The sequence below is a fragment of the Halomonas sp. B23F22_10 genome, assembly GCF_043496975.1.
GTDB classification, from domain to species: domain Bacteria; phylum Pseudomonadota; class Gammaproteobacteria; order Pseudomonadales; family Halomonadaceae; genus Halomonas; species Halomonas smyrnensis.
On sequence record NZ_JBIEKF010000005.1, the window covers coordinates 144,058 to 160,374 of the forward strand.

Here is a 16,317-nt window from a genome sequence, read left to right on the forward strand (position 1 = left end):
TTGGCACCATGGTCGCCCTCAGAATCGCGAGAGGCCACCATGGCGTGATCTCAGATAATGGCGCAGAAATATTGCAGTCAGGTTAAGCACCAGGATCACCAGCACCAGCAGTAGCGCCGTGGCATAGACCAGCGGCATCGCCGCCTGGACATCGTTGCTGTGAAAGGCGGTGTCGAAGATGTGGTAGCCCAGGTGCATGAACTTGCGCTCGAGGTGGAGGAAGGGGAAATCGCCGTCCAGCGGCACCTGGGGCGCCAGCTTGGCCACGCCCACCAGCATCAGCGGCGCCACCTCGCCGGCGGCCCGCGCCACCGCCAGGATCATCCCGGTGAGCATTGCCGGGGCGGCCATCGGCAGCACCACCCGGCTCAGCATCTCGAGGCGCGTCGCGCCCAGCGCCAGGGCGCCCTCGCGCTGGCGATCGGGAATCCGCGACAGCCCCTCCTCGGTGGCCACGATCACCACCGGCAGCGTCAGCAGCGCCAGGGTCAGCGAGGCCCACAGCAGGCCGCCGGTGCCGAAGGTCGGCGACGGCAGCGATGCCTCGAAGAACCATTGATCGAGGCGGCCCCCGAGGCCGTAGACGAACACCCCGAGGCCGAACACGCCGTAGACGATGGAGGGCACGCCGGCCAGGTTGCGCACGCCGATCCGCACCAGCCGGGTCAGCCGGCCCTGGTGAGCCACCTCGTTGAGATAGACCGCCGCCAGCACGCCGAAGGGCGTGACCAGCAGCGACATCAGCATCACCATCAAGACAGTGCCGAAGATCGCCGGCCAGACCCCGCCCTCGACGTTGCCCGAGCGCGGCCCCTCGGAGAGGAAGCGCCACACGCCGTCGCCCCAGTCGACCAGCTTGGCCGCGACGCCCATGTCGTTGGGTTGCCGGGCCCTGACGATCTCCTCGACGGGCAGGCGGATGCGGCGCCCGTCGGCGCTCTCCATCACCACCAGGTCGCCCGCCATCGCCTCGTGCATGGCCCGCATGCGCGCCTCGACCTCCGACATCGCCCGCGCCGCCGCGGGGTCCTCACCGCGCCCCTCGAGCTCGCCGGCCAGCGGCAGCAGCACCCGGTCGCGCAGCCGGGCGATCGCCTCGCGCTGGCGCCCGTGATCGGCCAGCCGCGCCCTCAGGGCCTGCCAGGCCTCCGGCCCCTCGAGGCGCTCGCCCTCGGCCGGCCTCCAGGCCACCAGGCGGCCGATGAAGTCCCCCCAGCGGCGCCGCTCCAGCACCACCAGGTCGACGGGATAGGCTTCGGTCTCGATATCGGCCACTGGCACCCAGGTCCAGATATCGCCGTCCAGATCACGGTTGCCGGTGCGATAGAGGCGCTCCTCGCCTTCACTGTCGGGCAACGGCGTCTGCTTCACCGCCCGGCCGGCGAGGGTGCGGCCGTCGCTGAGGGTCAGCTGGGCCACGTCGCTGGGCCAGAAATGGCCCAGCCCCCGCGTGGCCAGCAGCACCAGCAGCAGGGCCAGCAGCAGCAGCGACAGCGAGATGCTGCCGGCGGCCAGCCAGGCCCAGGGGCCCTCGCCCCGGGGCAGGCGGGCGCGTCCCGGGCGTCGCCACGTCCAGCTCATGCCGTGTCTCCCAGGCGCCGGTAGCGGCGACGCAGACGCGTCCGGATCACCTCGGCGAGGGTGTTGACCAGGAAGGTGAAGAGGAACAGCAGCAGGGCCGCCAGCAGCAGCAGGCGATAGTGGCTGCCGCCGGGGGCGGCCTCGGGCAGCTCGATGGCGATGCTGGCGGCCATGGAGCGCAGGCCGTCCAGCGGATTGAGGTTCATCAGGGCGGTGTTGCCGCTGGCGATCAGCACGATCATGGTCTCGCCCACGGCGCGCCCGGCGCCGATCATCACCGCCGAGAACACCCCCGGCGCGGCGGCGGGCAGCACCACGCGCCACAGGGTCTGCCAGCGCGTCGCGCCCAGCGCCAGGGCGCCCTCGCCCAGGCTCTTCGGCACGCCGGACAGGGCATCCTCGGCCAGCGCATAGATGGTCGGCATCACCGCGAAGCCCATCGCCATGCCGACGATGATGGCATTGCGGCTGGCGTAGTCGAGCCCCAGATGGGCGGCGAGCCAGGTGCGCAGGTCGCCGCCGAACCACCAGCCCTCGAGCCACGGCGCCAGCCAGGCCGCCAGCGCCCACAGCAGCAGCAGCCAGGGCACCAGCCACAGCGCCGACCAGCCCAGCGGCAGACGCTGGCGCAGCCGCCCGGGCAGCCGGCTCCACAGGGCGCCGCCCAGCACCACGCCGGGCGGCAGCAGCAGCAGCAGGGTCAGCCCCAGCCCGAGGTGGCGCTCCAGCCAGGGCGCCAGCACCAGGCCGGCGAGGAAACCGATCACCACCCCGGGCAGGGCCTCCATCAGCTCCAGGGTGGGCTTGAGATGGGCCCGCAGGCGCCGCGACATGAACAGCGCCGAGTGCGCCGCCGCGCCCAGCGCCAGCGGCACGGCGATCGCGAGCGCCCAGCCCGCGGCCTCCAGCGTGCCCCAGGCCAGCGGCGCCAGGCTGAAGCGCGGCCCGGGATCGCCCTCCGGCAGCGCGGGCTGCCAGCGGTAGACGGGTTCGTCGAGGCCGGGATAGGGCTGGGGCAGCCACAGCGAGGAGAGGCTCAGCGGCGACTCGCCGGACGCATCGGGCCAGAACAGCGGCAGGACCTCGACCGCCAGGAATACGCCGATCGCCATCACCGCGGCGATCACGCCGATGCCACCGGCGGTGATCAGCGCCGTGGCAAGGCGATCCCGTCCCTGTCGCAGGCGACGGCGCAGCAGCGGTGAAGAGGAGGAGTCGGGCATCGTCAGCGCACGGGCGTCGAGGGGTTAACGGAAGGTTACGACATTCTCATGACAAAGCGGTGACACTGTCACGCCCCATCGTCGAGCTCCAGTATCCGGCGCTGGCGGGCCAGGGTCGCTGTGGGCAGCGACACGAAGCCGAGCTCCTCGACGATGGCCTGGCCCTCGACCGAGAGCACCAGCTCGAGGAAGGTTCGCTCGGCGACGGGCAGCGATTTACCCGGCGGCTGATTGACGTAGATGCGCAGCGCCCGGGCCAGCGGATAATCGTCGCCCCGCACCGCCAGCGGATCGGGCAGGTGGACTCGCCCCTCGGTATCGCGCAGCGGCACCGCCCGCACCCCGGGCGTGAGGTGATTGAGGCCGGCATAGCCGATGGCCAGCGGATCGCCGGCCACCGCCTCCACCACCGCGGCCGAACCGGGATACTCGTTGACCTCGGGGCGGAAGCTGCCGCCGCACAGCCCCTCGCGTCGAAAGAGGCCGTGGGTGCCGGACACGGCGTTGCGGCCGTGCATCACGATGGGGCCGGCGGGAGACGCGAGGCCCAGCGCTTCCCAGCGCTGGATGGCCCGCTCGGCCCCGCAGCGCCGGGTCTCGGAGAAGATTGCATCGAACTCGCGCTGCGACAGGCTCTTCAGCGGGTTGTGGCGATTCACCACCACCACCAGCGCATCCAGCGCCACCACCACCTCCCGCGGCGGGTAGCCGTGGCGCTCGACGAAGGCCGCGCGCTCCTCGTCGTCCATCGGCCGCGACATGGGCCCCAGCAGCGTGGTGCCGGCGGTCAGCGCCGGCGGCGCACTGGCCGACCCCGCCGCCTGAAGCTGCACCCTAAGCCCCGGATAGCGCTGGCTCAGCAGCTCGCCCCAGCGCAGCATCAGCCCCGCCATGGTGTCGGAACCGACGGTATCGAGGGTGCCGACATGGTAATCGGCCGAGGCCGGCGCGCCCCACAGCCCGGCGACCACCAGCAGCCAGGCCGTCAGGCCGCGTCGTAGGACCGCTATCATGACTCTCCTCCAGCTCATACGGATCGGGCGCGGCTCTCTCCCCCACAGGGTAGAGCAGCCGCGCCCTCGACGTTTATCATGACTCACCGATCCTTCGGCCTCTCACCGCGATGCGATCCCTTACAACAACAAGCCAGGCGAACCCGTGCCATGAGCGAACTCGATGACATCCCGGCCCCGCGCGGCCATCTGACCCTCAAGCTGGTCGCCCGCCGCCAGGACACCAACTTCCACGGCGACATCCCCGCCGGCTGGCTGATCGGCCACATGGACCAGGCCGCCGAGCTCGCCGCCGGCCGCGAGGCCGGGGGGCGAACCGCCACCGTGGCCGTCGAGGCCATGGACTTCCTGTGCCCGGTGCGGGTCGGCTCGATGGTCAACATCTTCACCGGGGTCCGCGAGATCGGCCACAGCTCGATCAAGATCGACGTCGAGGTGTGGAGCCGCTCGCCCCACGAGCGCGACCCCGACGAACTGCACAAGGTCACCGAGGCCCGCTTCGTGACGGTGGCGCTGGACGACAACGGCCGCATCCGCGCGGTGCGTCAGAGCGGCTGAGCCGCCCTGATCTTCCTTCAGCCGACGAGCGTCTCCCGTGACTTCAGGTAGGCCAGCTCGCCGATGCCGGTGAAGGCGCTGACCCGCTGCTGGAAGTCGCGATAGGCCTCGAAGATCCGCTTCGAGGCCTCGTCGTTCTCGACCTGCTGCTGGAGGACCTGCTGCGACGACTCGTGCAGCGCCGCCATGACGTCGTCGGGGAACTGACGCAGCTGGATGCCGTGCTCGTCGACCAGGCTGCGCAGCGCCTCGGCGTTGCGGAAGGCGAACTCGCTGATCATCGCCAGGTTGGAGGCGCGGGCGGCCTCGGTGACCACCACCTTGAGGTCGTCCGGCAGCGCGTTCCACGCCTCCAGGTTGACGGTGCCCTCGAGGATCGCGCTGGGCTCGTTCCAGGCCGAGGTGTAGTAGTAGTCGGCCACCTGATGCAGGCCGAAGGCCAGATCGTTGTAGGGGCCGACCCAGTCAGCGGCGTCCAGCACGCCGGTCTCCATGGAGGTGAAGATCTCGCTGCCCGGGATCGTCATGGTGGTCACGCCGATGCCGTTCATGGCCTCGCCGGCCAGGCCCGGCAGACGCAGCTTGAGGCCCTGCATGTCGTCCAGCGAGTGGATTTCCTTCTTGAACCAGCCGCCCATCTGGGTGCCGGTGTTGCCCACCGCGAAGGGCTTGAGATTGTGCTCGGCGTAGAGCTCGTCCCACAGCGCCTGACCGCCGCCGTGGTAGAGCCAGGCGTTGGTCTCGGTGGTGGTCATGCCGAACGGCACGGCGGTGAAGAACTGGGCCGCGGCGACCTTGCCGCGCCAGTAGTAGGAGGCGGAGTGGCCCATCTCGGCGGTGCCGGCCGAGACCGCGTCGAACACCTCCAGGGCCGGTACCAGTTCACCGGCGCCGTGGACCCGGACCCGCATGCGGCCGCCGGACATGCGTTCGATGCGCTCGGCGAGGTCGTTGGCGCCGGTGCCCAGGGCCGGGAAGTTCTTCGGCCAGGAAGTCACCATGTTCCAGGTGATGGTCTCCTGGGCGCTGGCGGTGTTGACGAAGGGGGCGGCGACGGCACCGGCGGTGCCGGCCCCCAGTGTCTTGAGGCTGGTCTTGAGAAAGTTGCGACGCTCCATGGGGAGGGCGGCTCCTTGCTGTTCTTTTCGTATCGCATGCCGAGCGGCATATCGGTGTCCGCCGGGCAGTATCGCGAAAGCGGCATTTATCAGCAAGCGAACGACTGTACAGGATAGTTCGGGGCTGATCCGGCGCCCCTCACCACATCGAGGACCTTGTTTCTTGGTGTGTGATCGCTAGAGAGGCGTCAACTTGGCGAAGCCCAGCACCAGCCACTTGTCGCCCTCGCCCTCGAAGCTGACCTGCACCCGGGCGCGCTCGCCCTCGCCCTCGGCGTTGAGGATCACGCCCTCGCCGAAGATCGGGTGGCTGACCCGCTGGCCCAGCGCCAGCGAGGGCAGCTCGGCGCCGCCGTCGACGCTCTCCTGGCGCGGGCCGGGGCGCGAGGCGGTGACCGGCCGCGAGACCTGGCCGCGCAGCCGCACCTCCTCGAGGCAGTCCTCGGGCAGCTCGCGCAGGAAGCGCGACGGCCGCTGGAAGGTCTCCTTGCCGTGCAGCCGGCGCAGCTCGGCGTGGGTCAGGTAGAGCTTCTGCATCGCCCGGGTCAGGCCCACGTAGCACAGCCGGCGCTCCTCCTCGAGGCGGCCGGGTTCCTCCATCGACATCTTGTGCGGGAACAGGCCCTCCTCGACGCCGGCCACGAACACCACCGGGAACTCCAGGCCCTTGGCCGAGTGCAGGGTCATCAGCTGCACGCAGTCCTCGAACTCGTCGGCCTCGTGCTCGCCGGCGTTGAGCGCGGCCTCGGCGAGGAATGCCTCCAGCGCGGCCATGCCCTCGCCGGCCTCCAAGGTGTCCAGGGTCTCGCCCTGTGTGAAGGCCTTGGCGGCGGTGACCAGCTCCTCGAGGTTCTCGACCCGGGCCTGACCCTTCTCGCCCTTCTCGTTGCGGTGGTGCTCGACCAGTCCGGTGCGCTCGTTGACGTGATCGATGATCTCGTGGAGCGCCATGCCGGAGGTCTCGTCGTCGAGCCGCTCGATCAGGTCGGCGAAGGCCTTCACCGAGGACACCGCGCGCCCCTTGAGCGAGCCGTCGAGCTGGGCGTCGTGCAGCGCCTGCCACAGCGAGATGCCGACGTGGCGGGCGCGCTCGCGCAGCACCTCGACGGTGCGGGTGCCGATGCCGCGTGCCGGCACGTTGATCACCCGCTCCAGCGAGGCGTCGTCGTCGCGGTTGAGCAGCAGCCGCAGGTAGGCCAGGGCATTCTTGATCTCCAGGCGCTCGTAGAAGCGCTGGCCGCCGTAGATGCGGTAGGGCACGCCCTGGCGGATCAGCGTCTCCTCGATCACCCGCGACTGGGCATTGGAGCGATAGAGGATGGCGATCTCGCGGCGCGTCATGCCCTCCTCGACCTTCTCGCGGATGGTGTCGACGATGAAGCGCGCCTCGTCCAGGTCGTTGAAGCCGCCGTACAGCGAGATCGGCTCGCCGCGGTCGCCGGCGGTCCACAGCTCCTTGCCCATGCGCTCCGAGTTGTGGCGGATCAGGGCATTGGCGGCGTCGAGGATGGCGCTGGTCGAGCGGTAGTTCTGCTCCAGGCGCACCGTCTTGGTGGCGGGAAACTCGTCCTCGAAGCGGCGGATGTTCTCGATTCGCGCGCCACGCCAGCCGTAGATCGACTGGTCGTCGTCGCCGACCACGGTCATCGGCGTGGTCATGCCGGTGAGCAGCTTCAGCCAGGCATACTGCAGGGTGTTGGTGTCCTGGAACTCGTCGACCAGCACGTGGGCGAAGCGCTCCTGGTAGTGGGCGAGCAGGGCGGGATTGTCGCGCAACAGCTCGAGGCTTCGCAGCAGCAGCTCGCCGAAGTCGACCAGGCCGCCGCGCTCGCAGGTCAGCTGGTAGCGCTCGTAGAGCTCGACCATCTGGGTCATGTAGGCGTCGCCGTGGGCGTCCACCTGATGCGGGCGCAGCCCCTCCTCCTTGCAGCCGGAGATGAACGACTGCACCTGGCGCGGCGGGAAGCGCTCGTCGTCGACGTTGTTGTCCTTGAGCAGCCGCTTGATCAGGCGCAGCTGGTCGTCACCGTCGATGATCTGGAAGTGCTGGGGCAGCCGCGCGTCCTGCCAGTGGGTGCGCAGCAGGCGATGGGCGATGGAGTGGAAGGTGCCGACCCAGACGTGACGCAGCGAGATGCCGAGCAGCGCCTCCAGGCGGGTGCGCATCTCGCGCGCCGCCTTGTTGGTGAAGGTCACCGCCAGCACGGCGTAGGGCGAGAGCCCCTCGGCCTGCATCAGCCAGGCGATGCGATGCACCAGCACCCGGGTCTTGCCCGAGCCGGCGCCGGCCAGCACCAGCATGTTGCCCTGGGGCGCGCTGACGGCCTCACGCTGGGCCGGGTTCATGTGGTCGAGAATCGCCGTGACGTCGTCCATAGCGGGAAGGCATCGCTGCTCGGAAAATGGCCCGACAGCTTACCATATCGCGCCGGCCACGGCCGGCCGCCGACATTGCTGACATAGGATCGGGCAGCCAGTTAGGATCCACCGTAGTGCTTAATGTTATTGGACCCCACCATGGCCGACCTCGCCGCCCTGAACCCCGTTCGACTGCCCGATCCCTCCTCCCTGCGGCGTCGCCCCAATCTCAGTAACGCCATGCCGTCGAACGAGCTGGAGCACTTCGATGACAGGACCCTGTTCTACGATGTCTTCATCGATGCCGATGGCCCGACGCTGAGGGCCATCGGACCGCCCGCGCTCAATCTCAAGCCGGTGTTGGATGGGATGAGGCTGTGGATCAACGGTTCGCGGGTCCGCTATCGCCTGCGCGACCTTCCCGAGCAGAAACTCGTGACGCTGGAGGCAGGCGTCACTCCCGGGGCGGCGCATGACATCGCCTTCGAGCTGGATGGCTTCACGGCAAGGCTACGGCTTCACGCGTCGGAGCTGCCTCGAGGGCGCACGGTGCTGGCCGCGATCTCCAAGAACAATCGACCGGAGTGGATCTCCACCTGGGTCGACTTCCATCGGGGCAACTACGGCATCGACGATGTCATTCTCTACGACAACGGCAGCGACAACATCGACGCTCTGGAGGCATGCCTTCGCGGCCGCGCGACCGTGATCCGCTGGAACTTCCCCTATGGCCCCCCTGGAAGGCGGCACAACAAGTTCGCTCAGCCGGGTGCCCTCAATCACTGCCTGAGCAAGTTCGCCCGTCAGGGCCGACTGTTCAATTTCGACATCGATGAACTGTTGATCGCGGAAAAGAATCGGCTCGAGAACGAGCTCTCAGGCAGCAGCACCCTGTACTTCGAAAGCTACAACGTGCCCTTCGTGCCTCCCGAGCGAGACGATTACACCCACTTCGACTTCGTCTGGCGCCATGCGCAGCGACGTCAGACGGCGCGCAAGTTCATCTGCCACACCGACGCCGTGGACGTGATCTCCCAGCACAATACCTGGAGCACCCTGCCCATCCCCTTCTGGCATGTGATGCGGCGCAACCGGCCAGAGCGCATGACCAGCCGTCACGGCTACTTCCTGCACTTCCTGGGCATCACCACGAACTGGCAGCCACACCTCAACAAGCTCGCGGAAGTCGGCCCGGAGGGGCTGATCCTCGATGACAGCCATGTCCAGCGGCGTCCCGACAACGCTTCCATTGCCTCAGACGCTCTCAGGACTCGTCGGGCTCCGGATAGCGCAGCGAGTTGAGGCTCTTCTTCACCGACTTGAGCTGCTCGGCGAGCCTGGGCCCACGGGACTTGGCCACGCCCACCGCCAGCACGTCGATCATCACCAGATGGGCGATCCGCGAGCTCATCGGGGTGTAGATCTCGGTGTCCTCGTGGACGTCGATGTACAGCGGCAGGGTCACCTCCTCGGCCAGCGGCGAGCCGCTGGGACACAGGCCGATCACCGTGGCGCCGGCTTCCCGGGCCAGGCGCACGCTGGCCACCAGCGCCCGGGTGCGCCCGGTCTGGGAGATCGCCACCACCACATCGCCCTCCTTGAGGGTCACCGCCGACATGTTCTGCATGTGCGGGTCGGTGTAGGCGGCGGTGGAGATCTGCAGGCGGAAGAACTTGTGCTGGGCATCGAAGGCCACCGCGCCGGAGGCGCCGAAGCCGTAGAACTCGACCCGATTGGCCATGCCCAGGGCATTGATCGCCTGGCTCAGCGCATCGTTGTCCAGCCGGTCGCGCACCGACAGCAGGGTACCCACCGTGGAGTCGAAGATGCTTTGGGAGAATTCCGCCACCGAGTCGCTGTCGTTCATCGAGAACTGGGCGAACTGGCTGCCGGTGGCCAGCATCTGGGCCAGCTTGAGCTTGAAGTCCTGGAAACCGTTGCAGCCCAGAGCGCGGCAGAAGCGCACCACGGTGGGCTCGCTGACCTTGGCCTCGGTGGCCAGGTCGACGATCCGCATGTGGATCACCTCATCGGGATTGCGCAGCACGAACCTCGCCACCTTCTGCTCGGAGCGGCGGAAGTGCGTCATGCGGCGTCTCATTTCATCGAACAGGCCAAGGCTCACGCGGCACTCCTGGGTCGGCGGATTCGAGGGCAATGCCTACAGTATGCCCCAACCGACGCCCCCATGGGCAGCAAGGCGCCGAAAGGATCGTTGACATTCCGATCTTCATCATTCTGTCAAGAGGGGTATAGTAAGAATTGCAGTGTCGCGCAGCGCCCCACGCCGATGCCGACACCCCCACTGCAGACAGGAGAGTCGATCATGCGTAATGTCGAACGCTTATCCTCCGTCAAGAGCGAACTCCTCGACATCTTCATGAGCATGGAAGTCGTCGAGCACGAAGAACGCTCCCGTACCGCCGCTCAGCGCAACCTGCGCGCCCGCCGCGGCATCGAGCTCCACGAGGAGTTCAAGCGTCTCAGCCAGGACATCGCCGACCTGCCCGGGGACGACGCCGACGAGATGCACTGATCCCGACTCCCGCGAGCGCAGGCCCCCGAACGCGAAGAGCCCCGCACGGGGCGGGGCTCTCGCGTCGGGGTCGGCCCCGGTATCGCCACGGCTTCGACCTTAGAGGCTGGTGAAGAACACCACCGCCACGCCGATCGGCGCGATGAAGCGCGTGATCAGGCTCCACAGGCTGAAGTCGTAGATGTCCATGCCGAGTTCGCGCCGCACGCTCTCCTTGTCGAGATACCAGGCGGTGAAGACGATGGCGCCCAGGCCGGTGAGCGGCAGCATGAACTTGCTGGTCACCCTGTCCAGCAGGTCGAAGACGTTCAGGCCGAACAGCACCGGGTCGCTCCACAGGTTGAACGACAGCAGCGCGGCGATGCCCAGCGCCCAGGCCGCCACCCCGGCCACCAGGGCGGAGCCCACGCGCGGCAGCGGCGTGCGCTCCTCGACGAACTCCACCACCGGCTCGAGCAGCGAGATGGCGGAGGTCAGGGCGGCGAAGGTCAGCAGCAGGAAGAACAGCAGGCCGACCACGATGCCGCCGCCCATCTGGCCGAACGCCAGCGGCAGGGTGACGAAGATCAGCCCCGGGCCGGAGGCCACGTCGAGGTCGTTGGCGAACACCAGCGGGAAGATCGCCAGGCCGGCGCCCAGCGCGATCACGGTGTCCATGATCACCACGGTGCGCGCGGTCTTCAGCAGGTCGACCTCTTCGCCCAGGTAGGAGCCGTAGGCCATCATGATGCCCATGCCCAGCGACAGGGTGAAGAAGGCATGGCCCAGGGCCGCCAGCACGGTCTCGCCGGAGAGCTTGCTCCAGTCCGGGTTGAACAGGTAGGAGACGGCCTCACCGAAGTGGCCGGTGGTCATGCCATAGCCGACCAGCACCACCATCAGCACGCCCAGCGCCGGCATCAGGATGCGGGCGGCACTCTCGATGCCCTTGGTCACGCCGCGGGCGACGATGCCGATGACCAGCAGCATGAACACCGAGTGGCCGGCCAGCAGCAGGCCCGGGCTGCCCAGCATGGCATTGAACAGCGCGCCGATGCCGTCGGCATCCTGGCCGCTGAAGGCGCCGGTGACGGAGTTCAGGGTGTAGTACAGCGACCAGCCGCCGATCACGCTGTAGAAGGACAGGATCAGGAAGGCGCCGAGGATGCCGCTGATGCCGACGATCATCCAGGCCCGGGTGCGGCCGGAGGCCTCGGCCAGGTCGGCCATGGCGTTGGCGGGATTGTTCTGGCCGCGGCGGCCGATCATCCACTCGGTGACCAGGATCGGCAGGCCGATCAGCGCGATGCACAGCAGGTAGACCAGCACGAAGGCCGCGCCGCCGCTCTCGCCCACCATGTAGGGGAACTTCCAGATATTGCCCAGGCCGACCGCCGAGCCTGTGGCCGCGAGGATGAAGCCCAGCCGGGACGACCAGTGCGCGTGTTGCTGTTGCTTGAGGGACATAATTCACCTTGAAGGGTCGTGTCGCCATCGATCGATCGGATGCGATGACGTTCTGATTGTTGTCGCCACGTCCACGCCGTGCCGGATCTCGGTACGGCGCATTCAAGGGCATAAAACGCATGCCAAGCAGGATCACTACCAGGGCTACGTTTCCACCGGTGGGGTGAAGGGTGGAAACCGCAAGGAGGTATCGCGACACCCCACAGGGGTTAGGCGTGAGGGTCCACGATATTCGATGGCAAGTGACGAGCGAGGGGTAACATATCCGATCGTCTTCCCGGAGGCCACCCATGGCGGCAAAACCACGCAGCGCGCGCTCTGTCGTTCGAAACGGGCCGCCCGGCGGCTCAGAACAGCGTGGCCTGGCGCTCGCCCGGAAAGTCCGCCATCGGCGGCAGTCCGGCCCGTGCCGCCACCGACGAATAGAGCCGGCGCGCCAGCTGCGGGGCGCGGCGATTATCGGCGGTATGCACAAACAGGAAAGGGGTTTTCCCCTGTTTTATCCACAGGGCAAGGCGTTCGATCCAGGGCGTGAAGTAGTCGATATTGATCGACTCGTCAACATTGCCGATGAAGCGCACCACGGGAAATTCCCCTGTGGAAATCACATGTAACGGCCGCTTCGGCTTCTCGTACTGAGCCTTCTGCATGCCCGGATGATCACCGGCGGCGGTGGAGAACAGCGGCCGCACGTCGAGCATGACCCGGTTAGCGCCGTGACTTATCAACAACCTGTTGAGGGCCGCCTCGGCCGACCCCTTGTGGAAAAATTCACGGTGGCGCACCTCGACCGCGCAGGGCAGCCAGCTCGGCCAGCGGTCCAGCAGGGCCTCGAGGCGGGGCAGCTCCTCGGCGCCGAAGTCCCGCGGCAGCTGGACCATCATCGGCCCCAGGCGATCGTGCAGCGGCGCCAGGGCCGCGAGGAAGTCATCGAAGCCCGCCGCGACGTCCACCAGGCGCCGCTCGTGGGTCAGCGACGACGGGAGCTTGAAGCAGAAGCGGAAGCCGGCCGGCGCCTGGCGCGCCCAGGCCGCCACCGTCTCGGCGCGGGGCGCGCCGCTGTAGAAGGTAGTGTTGCCCTCCACCGAGGAGAACACCCGGGCATAGTCGCCCAGCAGATCGTCGCTGCCGCCGTGGGGCGGATAGAGCCCGCCGCGCCAGTCGAGGTTGGCCCACATCGGCAAGCCAAGGTGCAGTCGCGGCGGCTCACTGGCGGCCATGGCGGCCTCGTCCCTCATTCCACGGTGACGGACTTGGCCAGGTTACGCGGCTGGTCGACGTCGGTGCCCTTGAGCACGGCGACATGATAGGAGAGCAGTTGCAGCGGCACGGTGTAGAGGATCGGCGCCAGGGCCTCCTCCACCTTGGGCAGACGCAACACCCGGATACCCTCGCCGTCCTCCAGTGCCACGCCCTCGTCGGCAAACACGAACAGCTCGCCGCCGCGGGCCCGGACCTCCTGGAGGTTGGACTTGAGCTTGTCGAGCAGGGCGTCGTTGGGGGCCACCGCGATCACCGGCATCTCGGCGTCGACCAGCGCCAGCGGCCCGTGCTTGAGCTCGCCGGCGGGATAGGCCTCGGCATGGATGTAGGAGATCTCCTTGAGCTTCAGTGCGCCCTCCAGCGCCACCGGGAACTCGGGCCCGCGCCCCAGGAACAGGGCGTGATGCTTCTCGGCGAAGGCCGCGGACAGCGCCTCGACGGCCGGATCCAGCGCCAGCACCTCGCCGACCCGGGCCGGCAGCTGACGCAGCGCCTCGACCAGCGTCGCCTGCTCGTCGGCGTCCTGGCCGCGCACCCGGCCCAGCGCCAGGGTCAGCAGCATCAGGGCGGTGAGCTGGGTGGTGAAGGCCTTGGTCGAGGCCACGCCGATCTCGGGACCGGCCTGGGTCATCAGCGTCAGGTCCGACTCGCGCACCAGCGAGCTGCCCGGCACGTTGCAGATCGCCAGGCTGCCCAGATAGCCGAGCCGCTTGGCGAAGCGCAGCGCGGCCAGGGTGTCGGCGGTCTCGCCGGACTGGGACAGCGTCACGAACAGCGTGCCCTCGGGCACCACCACGCGGCGATAGCGGAATTCGGAGGCCACCTCGACCTGCACCGGCACGCCGGCATAGCGCTCCAGCCAGTAGCGCGCCACCATGCCGGCGTGATAGCTGGTGCCGCAGGCCACCAGGTGGATCTGGCGGACCTTACCGAACAGCGCCTCGGCCTCGGGGCCGAAGCTCTCCACCAGCACGCTGCGATCGCCGAGCCGGCCCTCCAAGGCCGCGGCAATCACCTCCGGCTGCTCGTGGATCTCCTTGAGCATGAAGTGGCGATAGCCGCCCTTGCTGGCCGCGCCGTCGCCGTGCTCGAAGGTCTGCACCGGACGCTCCACGGCGTCGCCGCCGGCATCGAAGATCTCGATCCTGCCGGCACCGGAGAGGCGCACCACGTCGCCCTCTTCCAGATAGATGAAGCGGTCGGTGACCTGCAGCAGCGCCAGCGGATCGGAGGCCAGGAAGGCCTCCTCGATGCCGACGCCGACCACCAGCGGGCTGCCCTGGCGGGCGCCGATCACCACGCCGGGTTCGTCAGCATGCACCACGCCCAGCGCGTAGGCGCCGTCGAGGCGCGCCAGCACGCGCTGCACGGCGGCCAGCAGGTCGCCGCCCTGCGCCTCGCGGGCAATCAGGTGGGCCAACGCCTCGGTATCGGTCTCGGAGCTGAAGGCATAGCCCTCGGCCTCGAGCTCGGCCTTCAGCGCCTCATGGTTCTCGATGATGCCGTTGTGCACCAGCGCCAGGCGCTCGCCGGACTGGTGGGGATGGGCGTTTTCCTCGCTGGGCCGGCCGTGAGTGGCCCAGCGGGTGTGGGCGATGCCGCTGTGGCCGGCCAGGGGCGAGGCGGCCAGCGCCTCCTCCAGGGCCGCGACCTTGCCCAGGGCACGACGACGCTCGAGCCGGCCGTCACGGCCCAGCACGGCCATGCCGGCGGAGTCGTAGCCGCGATATTCGAGCCGCTTGAGCCCTTCCAGCAGGATGCCCTGTACGTTGCGCTGGGCGACAGCGCCGACGATGCCACACATGGTTCGCTCCTTAGAGGTCGTCTTTCTTGACCGGCCGCTGCCAGTCGTCCTTGCTGATCAGGCGTCCGCGGCTCACCGCCAGGGTATCGTCCGCCACGTCGCGGCTCAGCGTGGAGCCGGCGCCCACGGTGGCACCCTTGCCGACGCGCATCGGCGCCACCAGGGCGGTATTGGAGCCGATGAAGGCCCCGTCGTCGATCTCGGTGCGGTGCTTGTTGGCGCCGTCGTAGTTGCAGGTGATGGTGCCGGCGCCGACGTTGACGTCTCGCCCGAGCCGGGCATCGCCCACATAGCTGAGGTGGTTGATCTTGCTGCCCTCGCCCACCTCGGCGTTCTTGGTCTCGACGAAGTTGCCGACCTTGGCCCCCACCGCCAGGCGCGAGCCGGGTCGCAACCGGGCGAAGGGCCCGATGCGGTTGTGGCCGGCCACCACGGCGCCCTCGAGCACGCTGTGGGATTCGATCTCGCTCTCGGCGCCCACGTGGCTGTCGCGGATCACGCAGTAGGGGCCGATGCGCACGCCCTCGCCCAGCTCGACGTGGCCCTCGAACACGCAGCCCACATCGATCTCGACGTCATGGCCGCAGGTCAGGGTGCCGCGCACGTCGAGGCGCGAGGGATCGGCCAGGGCCACGCCGGCGGTCATCAGCGACTCGGCGATGTCGCGCTGGTGGGCGCGCTCCAGCTGCGCCATCTGCAGACGATTGTTGACGCCTTCTACCTCCAGCGCCCGGGCCGGCTGGGCGGTGGCGATCCTCACGCCCTCGGCGGCGGCCATGGCGATGACATCGGTCAGGTAGTACTCGCCCTGGGCGTTGTCGGCGGACAGCTGCGGCAGCCAGCGGCGCAGCTGGGCGGCGGTCATGGCCATGATGCCGGTGTTGCACTCGCGTACCGCACGCTCGCTCTCGGAGGCGTCCTTGTGCTCGACGATGGCCACCGCCTCGCCGGCCTCGTTGCGCAGGATGCGACCGTAGCCGCTGGGGTCATCGAGGGTCACGGTGAGCAGGGCCATGTGCTGCTCGTCGACCCGCGCCAGCAGGTCGCGCAGGGTCTCGCGCCGGGTCAGCGGCACGTCGCCGTAGAGCACCAGCACCTTGCCCTCGCCGAGATGATCGAGCGTCTGGGCCACGGCGTGGCCGGTGCCCTTCTGCTCGGTCTGGCGGGCGAAACGCACCGGGCAGTCGGCCAGCGCCTCACGCACGCGATCGGCGCCGTGGCCCACCACCACGTGGGTCCGATCGGCCTCGAGACCGGCGGCGGTGTCGATCACGTGCCTCACCAGGGGCCGGCCGGCCAGGCGATGCAGCACCTTGGGCAGGGTCGAACGCATCCGGGTCCCCTGCCCGGCCGCCAGTATCACCACGTCGAGACTCATCGTGACTCCTTGTCGATCCATCATTGAATCGGGCCATTC

Annotated in this window: 13 protein-coding genes; 3 read left to right on the top strand and 10 right to left on the bottom strand. The window is 68.6% G+C overall.

Annotation, left to right across the window (positions count from 1 at the left end; translation table 11 throughout):
- Positions 1–18 precede the first annotated feature (18 nt).
- From pstA to ACGTNF_RS12940, 3 genes are all read right to left on the bottom strand, one after another.
- On the bottom strand, positions 19–1,581 hold the full coding sequence (gene pstA, locus ACGTNF_RS12930; RefSeq protein WP_394602037.1) for a phosphate ABC transporter permease PstA: 1,563 nt from the start codon (positions 1,579–1,581) through the stop codon (positions 19–21).
- On the bottom strand, positions 1,578–2,804 hold the full coding sequence (locus ACGTNF_RS12935) for an ABC transporter permease subunit (protein WP_394602038.1): 1,227 nt from the start codon (positions 2,802–2,804) through the stop codon (positions 1,578–1,580). The genes pstA and ACGTNF_RS12935 overlap by 4 nt, the downstream gene beginning before the upstream one ends.
- A 68-nt stretch (positions 2,805–2,872) precedes the next feature.
- Positions 2,873–3,817 carry a PstS family phosphate ABC transporter substrate-binding protein gene (locus tag ACGTNF_RS12940; protein ID WP_394602039.1) on the bottom strand — a complete coding sequence of 315 codons (945 nt, stop codon included), beginning with the start codon at positions 3,815–3,817 and terminating at the stop codon, positions 2,873–2,875.
- A gap of 150 nt (positions 3,818–3,967) precedes the next feature.
- Here ACGTNF_RS12940 and ACGTNF_RS12945 point away from each other — a divergent pair, with 150 nt between their 5' ends.
- Positions 3,968–4,375, top strand: a complete 408-nt coding sequence (locus ACGTNF_RS12945; protein ID WP_394602040.1) for an acyl-CoA thioesterase — start codon at positions 3,968–3,970, stop codon at positions 4,373–4,375.
- Between the two features lie 17 nt (positions 4,376–4,392).
- Here the strand turns inward: ACGTNF_RS12945 and ACGTNF_RS12950 are convergent, their stop codons facing one another.
- Both ACGTNF_RS12950 and uvrD read right to left on the bottom strand, forming a co-directional pair.
- Entirely contained in the window at positions 4,393–5,493 is a 1,101-nt protein-coding gene (locus ACGTNF_RS12950) for a TRAP transporter substrate-binding protein (RefSeq protein ID WP_394602041.1), read from the bottom strand.
- A gap of 177 nt (positions 5,494–5,670) precedes the next feature.
- A complete protein-coding gene (gene uvrD / locus ACGTNF_RS12955) occupies positions 5,671–7,869 on the bottom strand; it encodes a DNA helicase II (protein ID WP_394602042.1) in 2,199 nt (732 codons plus the stop codon).
- Positions 7,870–8,010: 141 nt separating this feature from the next.
- On the opposite strand from uvrD, the gene ACGTNF_RS12960 reads away from it, so the two are divergent.
- Positions 8,011–9,153 carry a glycosyltransferase family 92 protein gene (locus tag ACGTNF_RS12960; RefSeq protein ID WP_394602043.1) on the top strand — a complete coding sequence of 381 codons (1,143 nt, stop codon included), beginning with the start codon at positions 8,011–8,013 and terminating at the stop codon, positions 9,151–9,153.
- Here the strand turns inward: ACGTNF_RS12960 and hexR are convergent.
- Entirely contained in the window at positions 9,116–9,976 is an 861-nt protein-coding gene (hexR, locus tag ACGTNF_RS12965; RefSeq protein ID WP_026068333.1) for a transcriptional regulator HexR, read from the bottom strand. The two genes, ACGTNF_RS12960 and hexR, sit on opposite strands and share 38 nt — an antisense overlap.
- 201 nt (positions 9,977–10,177) lie before the next feature.
- On the opposite strand from hexR, the gene ACGTNF_RS12970 reads away from it, so the two are divergent.
- Positions 10,178–10,387, top strand: coding sequence for a PA3496 family putative envelope integrity protein (locus ACGTNF_RS12970; protein WP_394602044.1), 210 nt, complete (start codon positions 10,178–10,180; stop codon positions 10,385–10,387).
- Positions 10,388–10,486: 99 nt separating this feature from the next.
- Here ACGTNF_RS12970 and ACGTNF_RS12975 read toward each other — a convergent pair whose 3' ends face one another.
- The 4 genes from ACGTNF_RS12975 to glmU form a co-directional block, all read right to left on the bottom strand.
- Positions 10,487–11,833, bottom strand: a complete 1,347-nt coding sequence (locus ACGTNF_RS12975) for a sodium-dependent transporter (RefSeq protein WP_016854227.1) — start codon at positions 11,831–11,833, stop codon at positions 10,487–10,489.
- A gap of 347 nt (positions 11,834–12,180) precedes the next feature.
- Positions 12,181–13,053 (bottom strand): DUF72 domain-containing protein, encoded by an 873-nt coding sequence (locus ACGTNF_RS12980; RefSeq protein WP_394602045.1) that lies wholly within the window; start codon positions 13,051–13,053, stop codon positions 12,181–12,183.
- Between the two features lie 14 nt (positions 13,054–13,067).
- Complete coding sequence (glmS, locus tag ACGTNF_RS12985; protein ID WP_394602046.1) at positions 13,068–14,900, bottom strand: glutamine--fructose-6-phosphate transaminase (isomerizing); 1,833 nt, start codon at positions 14,898–14,900, stop codon at positions 13,068–13,070.
- A 10-nt stretch (positions 14,901–14,910) separates the two neighbouring features.
- The gene (glmU, locus tag ACGTNF_RS12990; protein ID WP_016854224.1) at positions 14,911–16,278 is read right to left on the bottom strand and encodes a bifunctional UDP-N-acetylglucosamine diphosphorylase/glucosamine-1-phosphate N-acetyltransferase GlmU; all 1,368 of its coding nucleotides are present in this window, start codon (positions 16,276–16,278) and stop codon (positions 14,911–14,913) included.
- Between the last annotated feature and the right edge of the window lie 39 nt (positions 16,279–16,317).

Excerpts from the sequence above, each read along its gene's own strand:
- ACGTNF_RS12940 (WP_394602039.1), bottom strand. The coding sequence starts at position 3,817 with ATGATAGCGGTCCTACGACGCGGCCTGACGGCCTGGCTGCTGGTGGTC.
- ACGTNF_RS12975 (WP_016854227.1), bottom strand. The coding sequence starts at position 11,833 with ATGTCCCTCAAGCAACAGCAACACGCGCACTGGTCGTCCCGGCTGGGC.
- uvrD (WP_394602042.1), bottom strand. The coding sequence starts at position 7,869 with ATGGACGACGTCACGGCGATTCTCGACCACATGAACCCGGCCCAGCGT.
- ACGTNF_RS12950 (WP_394602041.1), bottom strand. The coding sequence starts at position 5,493 with ATGGAGCGTCGCAACTTTCTCAAGACCAGCCTCAAGACACTGGGGGCC.
- glmS (WP_394602046.1), bottom strand. The coding sequence starts at position 14,900 with ATGTGTGGCATCGTCGGCGCTGTCGCCCAGCGCAACGTACAGGGCATC.
- ACGTNF_RS12960 (WP_394602043.1), top strand. The coding sequence starts at position 8,011 with ATGGCCGACCTCGCCGCCCTGAACCCCGTTCGACTGCCCGATCCCTCC.
- glmU (WP_016854224.1), bottom strand. The coding sequence starts at position 16,278 with ATGAGTCTCGACGTGGTGATACTGGCGGCCGGGCAGGGGACCCGGATG.
- ACGTNF_RS12980 (WP_394602045.1), bottom strand. The coding sequence starts at position 13,053 with ATGGCCGCCAGTGAGCCGCCGCGACTGCACCTTGGCTTGCCGATGTGG.
- ACGTNF_RS12970 (WP_394602044.1), top strand. The coding sequence starts at position 10,178 with ATGCGTAATGTCGAACGCTTATCCTCCGTCAAGAGCGAACTCCTCGAC.
- pstA (WP_394602037.1), bottom strand. The coding sequence starts at position 1,581 with ATGAGCTGGACGTGGCGACGCCCGGGACGCGCCCGCCTGCCCCGGGGC.
- ACGTNF_RS12935 (WP_394602038.1), bottom strand. The coding sequence starts at position 2,804 with ATGCCCGACTCCTCCTCTTCACCGCTGCTGCGCCGTCGCCTGCGACAG.
- ACGTNF_RS12945 (WP_394602040.1), top strand. The coding sequence starts at position 3,968 with ATGAGCGAACTCGATGACATCCCGGCCCCGCGCGGCCATCTGACCCTC.